1 protein-coding gene is annotated in these 6,603 nt (G+C 34.8%); it reads left to right on the top strand.

Annotated features, from left to right (window positions below; translation table 11 throughout):
* Window positions 1–9: 9 nt before the first annotated feature.
* A partial coding sequence (locus Q4Q40_RS05380; RefSeq protein WP_303300716.1) for a non-ribosomal peptide synthetase occupies window positions 10–6,603 on the top strand: 6,594 nt, incomplete at its 3' end.

Genomic DNA, 6,603 nt, shown 5'->3' with positions numbered 1-6,603 from the left:
CGCATTCATATGGAAAGTTTTATAGAGAAGTTAAAAGGCTTGCATTTCTTTTTGATTGAAAAAGAAGGAGAACTCATATTGAAAAAAAGTAAAAATAGTTCAGAAGGTGATTCGTATGATTTTAAAGAAGATAAAGAAGATATAAAAGGGTTTTTAAGGAAACATAAAGAGGAATTAGTAGATTTTTTACAAAATGAGAAGAGGGCTAAAAAGTCATCTAATATATTGTATAAATTAAGTCCGCTTCAAGAAGGGATGTTGTTTCATGGGCTTTATGATAAAGACTCTAATGCTTATACAGTACAATTGGCGATCGATTTTATAAGCGGGGTTGATGTTCAGATTATGAAGTCTTCCTGGGCGTATGTTTTTAAAAATCATAGTATATTAAGAACTGCATTTTTTCATAAAGAGTTTAGTATCCCTGTACAGCGAGTTTATGAAGATGTAGCTTTACCTTTTAAAGAGTTAGATTACAGTAAGGATCCTCCGTCAGAACGGACTATGAAATTGAATTCTTTTTTGATGTCTGATAGAGCAGCGGGTTTTACGTTTGATGAAATTCCTCTATTGCGAATTACACTTATAAAAACAGGAGATACATCATATAAAATGATTTTTACAAATCATCATATTTTAATGGATGGGTGGTCACTATCAATTGTTTTAGGAGAGTTTTTACAGGCATATGAAGTATTTTATAAAGGAGGAATTCCCCCTGAAAAAATAATCGATACATATGAGGATTATGTAAAATATATCGCAAGTAAAAATGTTGAAAAAGAAGAGCATTTTTGGAAAACATATTTGGAAGGATTAACAGCTCCTTCTTTAATGCCTTTTTCAAAAAAAATAACTTCAAAATTGAGGATTGTAGAGGATTATAAGAATGAGTTTTTGTCTTTTGATTCAGTTTTTACTTCTCAATTGGTAGCTTATGCTAGACGGAACCATATTACAGTAAATACAGTTGTTCAAGGAGCTTGGGCATTATTACTAGCTAATTATACGGGGAATAAAAATGTAGTATATGGAGTGACCGTTTCGGGGCGTCCTAAAACATTAGAAAGAGCTGAAGAACGAGTAGGGTTATATATCAATACTCTGCCGTTGCATACCGCGATAGAAGAGGAACAATTCATCTTAGAATGGCTGTCAGAACTGCAATTAGGACATACCGAAGCCAGAGAACACCAGTATACGAATCTTGCTAAGATTCAACATTTAAGTGGTTTAAAAGGTCCGTTGTTTGATAGTCTTGTTGTATTCGAAAATTACCCAGTAAAAGAAGCACTTAAGAAAGAGCAAACATTATTAAAATACAAGTATGTTGAAGCGAATGAGCAAACAAGCTATCTTTTAACCTTAACTATAGGGTTGGGAACTGTATTGGATATAAAATTCACGTATAATGAGCAGGTATTAGCCTCTTCTGATGTTTCGTTGATTCAAGAACATTTTAGAACAGTACTGGAACAATTCATGGAATTGTCTGAAAAAAGTAAGATAGCAGATATTGATATTGTTTCTCAAAAAGAGAAGGAACGGTTACTAGAATTTAATTTAACCTCAGTTTCTTATCCAAAAGATAAAACCTTGTTAGATTTAATTCAAAATCAAGTGACACAAACTCCAGATGCAGTTGCTGTAATTTTTGAAGAAGAGGAGTTTACCTATAAAGAATTAGATGAACATTCTAATCAATTAGCGCATTACCTGATGGCACAAGGAGTTGTAACAGAGTCTTTAATTGGAATTTGTTTGGATCGTTCATTGTCCATGATGATTGGAATATTGGGCATTTTAAAATCTGGAGCCGCGTATGTACCTATAGATCCAGATTATCCAGAAGAACGGATACGGTATATTTTGGACGATACTGCTTCTAAAATGATTGTATGTGACCATCGATCAGAAAAGGTATTACAGTCAATAAAAGAAGGTGTTAGCTGTATCAATATATCAGGTTTTTTGCTAATTAGTGAGTTTCCAAAGGATGCTAATCATGTGATACTTCGCCCTGATAATCTGGCCTATGTAATTTATACATCAGGAAGTACGGGTAAACCAAAAGGAGTAATGAATGAGCATAGAGGGATTGTAAATCGTCTTTTATGGACTCAGGAACATTATCAGTTAGAAGCAGGAAAAGATGTGGTATTACAGAAAACAACTTTTTGTTTTGATGTTTCTGTATGGGAATTGTTCTGGCCTTTGATAGCTGGAGTGCCTCTGGTATTTTTACGTCCCGAAGGTCATAAAGATATTAGATACTTAAAAGAGGTGATAGATACTTATAAAGTTACGACGCTTCATTTTGTACCTTCCATGCTTTGGATCTTTTTATTAGAGGTAAGCCGTGGAGATTGCGAATCTTTAAAAACAGTTTTATGTAGTGGGGAAGCGCTTCGTTTGGATCAGGTGAATTTATTCAGAGAAAAATTCCCTGAGGTTCGTTTAGATAATTTATACGGCCCTACAGAAGCAGCAATAGATGTTACTTCGTGGCAAATACCAAAAAATAAGCAGTTATTTAAAATTCCGATAGGTAAACCAGTAGCTAATACAAGCCTGTATATTTTAGATAAGAAACACCGTATTGTACCGATAGGAGTTTCTGGAAATCTTTATATTGGAGGAGCTCAGGTAGCCAGAGGGTATCTCAATAAAGAACTTCTGACAAAAGAGCGATTCATTAAAAACCCATTTGTTGAAGTTGGACGCATGTATGATACGGGAGATGTTGCCCGTTGGTTAGCCGATGGCAATATAGAATATATAGGTAGGTCTGATCAACAGGTGAAAATTAGAGGGTATCGAATCGAGTTAGGAGAGATAGAAACGATATTATCCGAACAATCAGAAATACTAGGAAACTGTGTTTTGGCAAGAACAGATACAGGAGGAAGCCAGCAATTAATAGGATATATAGTGATAGAAGGAAAGCTTGATAAGCGGGAGCTGCAAGAAGCACTAAAAAAGAAATTGCCCGAATACATGGTGCCTCAATTATGGGTAGTTCTTGATGAAATTCCTTTAACAAGTAATGGAAAGGTAGATAGAAAGGCATTGTCAGATTTCGAATTATCCGATCTTTCTACTGCGGTTTATGTAGCAGCGCGAGATAAAATGGAAGAAGAACTAGTTGGTATTTGGCAAGGGATACTTAACATTGATAAAGTGGGAGTACAAGATAATTTCTTTGATCTAGGAGGGCATTCTTTATTAGCAACTCGTTTAGTATCGGTGATACACAAAAAAATGGAAATTGCTTTAGATATCAAAGATATCTTTACTTACCCAACCATTGAGAGCTTAAAAACACATATGCTTGGTCAAGACAAGGGAACGATCTTACCAACGCTAGTTCCCCAAGAGATAACAACACGTATCCCCTTGTCTTTTAGTCAAGAGCGCTTATGGTTTATAGATCAATTAGAAGGAAGCGTCCCATATCACATCCCTATGATACTACGTCTTACAGGAGATTTAGATACCCATAAATTAACACAATCATTACATCAGATAATATCCAGACATGAGTCATTACGAACCGTAATTAAATCTGAAGAAGGAGTGGGATATCAAGAGATTATTTCTGCTAAAAATTGGCGTATGGAACATGAAATTTTAGATGTTTCTATAGATGATATTGGAAAGAAACTTAAAGAAGTTGTATCTAAACCGTTTGACTTATCTACTGATTATTTGTTTCGAGTGTGTTTATATGAGTTGGGAGATGATAATTATATACTCATAGGAGTATTTCATCATATTGCCAGTGATGGATGGTCTAATGGAATTTTAATTAAAGAATTTCTAGAATTATATACGTCTTTAAAAGAAAATAGAACAACGAGCTTACTTCCTTTACCAATCCAATATAAGGATTATGCTATATGGCAAAGAACGCATATAGAAGGAAACATATTAGATAATGAGCTTTCTTATTGGGAGAATAAGTTAAAAGAAGTCCCTCCGTTGGTTTTACCAACTGATTATATTCGTCCGTCAATTCAGAATACAAATGGAGCGGATATAACAATCTCTTTAGATGTTAAAACCAATAAGGATTTAAAAGAGATTTGTAAAGAAGAAGGAGTAACTATATTTATGGGGTTGTTGTCTATATTCAAAGTGCTTTTATATCGATATAGTGGACAACATGATATTTGTGTAGGGACTCCGATAGCGAATAGAACACAATTAGCGTCTGAAGGAATAATTGGTTTTTTTGCCAATACCTTGGCTTTGAGAAGTGATATACATCATAACATGTCATTTAGAGAAGTATTGCAACAGGTGAAAAGAACAACTTTAGAGGCGTATGATCATCAACAAGCGCCTTTTGAAAAAGTAGTGGATCGTATTATAGTGACTAGAGATATGAGTATGACACCTCTGTTTCAGGTTATGTTTACTTTACAAGATGATACAAATAATGAAGGAATAACATTGTCTGGTCTCGATGTGAGTCCATATCCTTATGAAACAAGTACTTCTTCATTTGATCTTACATTAACAATCACGGAAACGACCACTGGCCTTGGATTAAATTTCACCTATGCAACAGCATTGTTTAGCGAAGAAACTATAGAACAACTAGCACAACATTATAAGGCATTAATAATTGGTTTTATTGAAGATCGGAATCGTTCGATAGATACGATAGCAATGTTGGCACCATCTGAAAAAGAACGATTATTAAAAGAATTTAATACGACAAAAAAGTTATACCCTTTAGATAAAACGCTCGCTGAGCTTTTTGAAGAACAAGCTCAAAAAACTCCAAATAAAGTTGCTGTAGTTTTTGAACAAGATACTATTACATATCGCGAATTAGATAGGCGAGCGAATCAATTAGCCAACTATCTTAATAAAAATGAGGTAAAGCAGGAAGAATTAATTGGAATTTGTATGAATAGATCATTAGAAATGATCATTGGGATTTTTGGGGTCTTAAAATCGGGAAGGGCCTATGTTCCGATTGCTCCCGATTATCCAAAGGATAGAGTTTCTTATATTCTAGAAGATGCTAGTATTTCTTTAGTATTGAGTAAAGAAAATGAAGCAACAAGTTTTTTTGAAAAACAAAGTGTTCGTGTTATTTTATTGGATAAGGATTGGGGTATTATAGCAAAAGAAGCGATAGAAAAACCATCTGTTAAAATAACAGCCAATCATTTGGCCTATGTTATTTATACCTCAGGATCTACAGGAAGACCCAAAGGTGTTATGATTGAACATAAAAGTGTCGTTAATTTTTTATGTGCTATGATTGAAAAACTTCATTTGGGAGGATTAAAATCATTACTGTCAGTAACTACCTATACATTTGATATTTTTTATTTAGAATTATTTGCGCCTATTATTCAGGGAGCAAAAACAATTTTATTAGATGAAGAGTCGACATTTGATGCAGATAAGCTGAAAGCAGCAATAACAAAATATAGACCTGAATTTATGCAAGCAACTCCTTCTACTTGGCAGATGTTGATGAGTAGTGACTGGAATAATGATGAAAATGTTACCGTTTTATGTGGAGGAGAAGCGATAAAAGAAGACTTGAAAAATAAACTCACAGCGGTTAGTGATACGGTTTGGAATTTATATGGGCCAACAGAAGCGACAATATGGGTTACAGCACAGCAGTTAAAAGCTTCTGAAAAAATAAGTATAGGAAAACCTATTGGTAATGTGAGAGCTTCCATTTTAGATAGAAATGATGCTTTGGTTCCTATAGGCGTTGTTGGAGAATTATGTTTTTCTGGTGTGGCGGTTGCACGCGGTTATGTAAACAATCCAGAATTAACCTCGGATAAATTTGTATTGGATCCCTTTATTTCAGGAGATCGGATGTACCGTACCGGAGATTTGGCACGTTGGTTAGCAGATGGCACTTTGGAGTTTTTAGGTCGTAAGGATGATCAGGTAAAAATACGAGGGTATCGTATAGAATTAGGAGAGATAGAGAATGTTTTATCCGAATTAGCAGGTATAAAAAGTTGTTGTGTATTGTCTAGAGAAGATGATCAGGGAATGAATCGTTTGATCGGCTATGTAGTAAGTAGCAAAGCTTTTGATAAACATAAGATCCAGGAGTTTTTAAAACAACGTTTACCAGAGTACATGATTCCTCAATTATGGGTTAATTTGGAATCAATGCCCTTAACCTCAAATGGCAAGATCTCAAAAAAGGAATTACCAGATCCTACCGATTCAGGGTTATCAGTAGCAGAGTATGTAGAATATCGCAATGAAACAGAAAGGGAACTCACGGTTATTTGGCAAGCTTTATTAGGCTTGAAAAAGATAGGAGTTTATGATAATTTTTTTGATTTAGGCGGGCATTCTTTATTAGCGACACGTTTAGTATCTATGATACGAAAGAAGCTGGAAGTATCGGTTTCTATCCGTGATATTTTTAATCATACAACCATTGCTTCTTTAGGGCTTCATATCGGAACGCAGTCCCAGGGGGATGTATTACCTGCGATTGTATCAGAGCCCAAAACAGGTAAAATACCTTTGTCCTTCAGTCAGGAACGCCTATGGTTTATCGATCAGTTAGAAGGCAGTGTTCAATATCACATGCCAGTAGTT

It is taken from the genome of Flavivirga jejuensis (genome assembly GCF_030540765.1).
GTDB lineage: Bacteria > Bacteroidota > Bacteroidia > Flavobacteriales > Flavobacteriaceae > Flavivirga > Flavivirga jejuensis.
The sequence above is the reverse complement of the archived record's forward strand: the minus strand, read 5'-3'. Positions and strand labels throughout refer to the sequence as shown.